At 43.7% G+C, this 2,500-nt stretch carries 1 protein-coding gene and 2 rRNA genes (1 of these 3 cut by a window edge); 2 read left to right on the top strand and 1 reads right to left on the bottom strand.

Annotation, left to right across the window (positions count from 1 at the left end; translation table 11 throughout):
- Nucleotides 1–989, top strand: a 23S ribosomal RNA gene (locus R7E29_RS16720) (it extends 1,933 nt beyond the left edge of the window).
- Between the two features lie 50 nt (nucleotides 990–1,039).
- A 5S ribosomal RNA gene (rrf, locus tag R7E29_RS16715) occupies nucleotides 1,040–1,155 on the top strand.
- A 14-nt stretch (nucleotides 1,156–1,169) separates the two neighbouring features.
- On the opposite strand, the gene R7E29_RS16710 is transcribed toward rrf, so the two are convergent.
- Nucleotides 1,170–2,246, bottom strand: a complete 1,077-nt coding sequence (locus R7E29_RS16710; protein WP_070172472.1) for a glycoside hydrolase family 99-like domain-containing protein — start codon at nucleotides 2,244–2,246, stop codon at nucleotides 1,170–1,172.
- Nucleotides 2,247–2,500: the final 254 nt, after the last annotated feature.

The following is a 2,500-nucleotide window of genomic DNA, read 5'->3' as shown; positions in this document are numbered from 1 at the left end:
TAACTATAACGGTCCTAAGGTAGCGAAATTCCTTGTCGGGTAAGTTCCGACCCGCACGAAAGGTGTAACGATTTGGGCACTGTCTCAACCAGAGACTCGGTGAAATTATAGTACCTGTGAAGATGCAGGTTACCCGCGACAGGACGGAAAGACCCCGTGGAGCTTTACTGTAGCCTGATATTGAATTTTGGTACAGTTTGTACAGGATAGGCGGGAGCCTTTGAAACCGGAGCGCTAGCTTCGGTGGAGGCGCTGGTGGGATACCGCCCTGACTGTATTGAAATTCTAACCTACGGGTCTTATCGACCCGGGAGACAGTGTCAGGTGGGCAGTTTGACTGGGGCGGTCGCCTCCTAAAGTGTAACGGAGGCGCCCAAAGGTTCCCTCAGAATGGTTGGAAATCATTCGTAGAGTGCAAAGGCATAAGGGAGCTTGACTGCGAGACCTACAAGTCGAGCAGGGACGAAAGTCGGGCTTAGTGATCCGGTGGTTCCGCATGGAAGGGCCATCGCTCAACGGATAAAAGCTACCCCGGGGATAACAGGCTTATCTCCCCCAAGAGTCCACATCGACGGGGAGGTTTGGCACCTCGATGTCGGCTCATCGCATCCTGGGGCTGTAGTCGGTCCCAAGGGTTGGGCTGTTCGCCCATTAAAGCGGTACGCGAGCTGGGTTCAGAACGTCGTGAGACAGTTCGGTCCCTATCCGTCGTGGGCGTAGGAAATTTGAGAGGAGCTGTCCTTAGTACGAGAGGACCGGGATGGACGCACCGCTGGTGTACCAGTTGTTCTGCCAAGGGCATAGCTGGGTAGCTATGTGCGGAAGGGATAAGTGCTGAAAGCATCTAAGCATGAAGCCCCCCTCAAGATGAGATTTCCCATAGCGTAAGCTAGTAAGATCCCTGAAAGATGATCAGGTTGATAGGTTCGAGGTGGAAGCATGGTGACATGTGGAGCTGACGAATACTAATAGATCGAGGACTTAACCATATAATATGTAGCAAATGTTATCTAGTTTTGAAGGAATATGCCTTCAATAGTTTGGTGATGATGGCAGAGAGGTCACACCCGTTCCCATACCGAACACGGAAGTTAAGCTCTCTAGCGCCGATGGTAGTTGGGACCTTGTCCCTGTGAGAGTAGGACGTCGCCAAGCAAGCTTAAGACGAGTCAGAATGACTCGTCTTTTTTGTATGCTTTCATACCTCTCTTAATTGCCTGTTTAACTCCTTCTAAATAGGCGAATCCATGCTTTTTATCTGGTTCTAAGTAAGTACCTTCTGCCCATTCATTCCACGCATTCATAAATAAAAACTCGCTGTTGTAAAGAGAATAGGTACGATGGATTTGCTTACTTAAATATATCGTGAACTTCTCAGGAGTAGAACCGAGGAAGATGCTGCTATTTAAGTCTTTGCGGCGTGCTGTGTTGTCCCAGTCAACAAAGGCACCGGGAAATGTTTTTTTCTCTGGAGGAGATCGCTTTAGTATATACATCCAAACTTTATCATAATCCCAAGCGTTTATTTGTTTACCAGACTCATATATTGTTTTATTTATGTCTGAAGAGCTATCATGAGCAATTGTATAAAAAGGCTCGAATTGAATGCTAGCATCGAACCCATTTATATTAGGAAGTGGGAAGCTGTTTAATGTTTCTACAAAGTATATACCTTTCAAACCATTTTCTTGTGCGAGTGTATTCCAGTAATTAAGCATTTGCTCACAGTCAGGGATATGCCCAGGACGGTAAATAATGAATAGTGGTTTATCATCTATACGAATATACCTTTCATCTTGGAAAGCTTGTAATAAATAGTCGAAGTGTTCTTTCCAATCCGATAACTCTCCATAATTTTGAGGCATTAATATATGACTATCAAGACCATCCCAAGTTTTTGTCCACGGTTCATTTGCCCAAGAAAGGCAAAATGGAAAATCTGGTTCGCCCGTCTTAAGTACTTCATTAAAGGGTGTCTCCAATAGCCTTTTTCCTTTAAACCAGTAATGGTAATAACAAAAACCATATATGCCGTGTGCTTTAGCGATTTCTGCTTGCCACTTTCTTACGGATGGGTCCGTTAAGTCATAATAAAAGTCTTGATAAGGTTCTCTAGGTTGATAATGTTTTGAAAATAAAGGCCGTGCACTTTTAGTATTTGTCCATTCAGTAAAACCTTTTCCCCACCATCGGTCATTTTCTTTTATTTGATGAAACTGTGGTAAGTAAAAAGCAATAATTTTCAAGGTATACCCCCCTTATGTTCTTCGTAGTTCAAAGTGGTGGGAAGTTACTTTTGATTTTTTGAATCGAGTTTACAGTTTGCTCGATAGAGGAATCTTGGGTGATTTAATATATATGGCTGAGATGAAAAGTGATTTTCATTATAAAATTATGTGCATTACCATGTAAGAAAAGGGTTAATCTTTTTGGAGAACAAATAGGGCTTGGGGGAATCGGTTTGTATCATCAAAAAAGCCCCGTAGCTTTAAATACTTCT

This window comes from Vibrio sp. Vb1729, assembly GCF_033338655.1.
In the GTDB taxonomy this organism is placed as follows: domain Bacteria; phylum Pseudomonadota; class Gammaproteobacteria; order Enterobacterales; family Vibrionaceae; genus Vibrio; species Vibrio alginolyticus.
The sequence above is the reverse complement of the archived record's forward strand: the minus strand, read 5'-3'. Positions and strand labels throughout refer to the sequence as shown.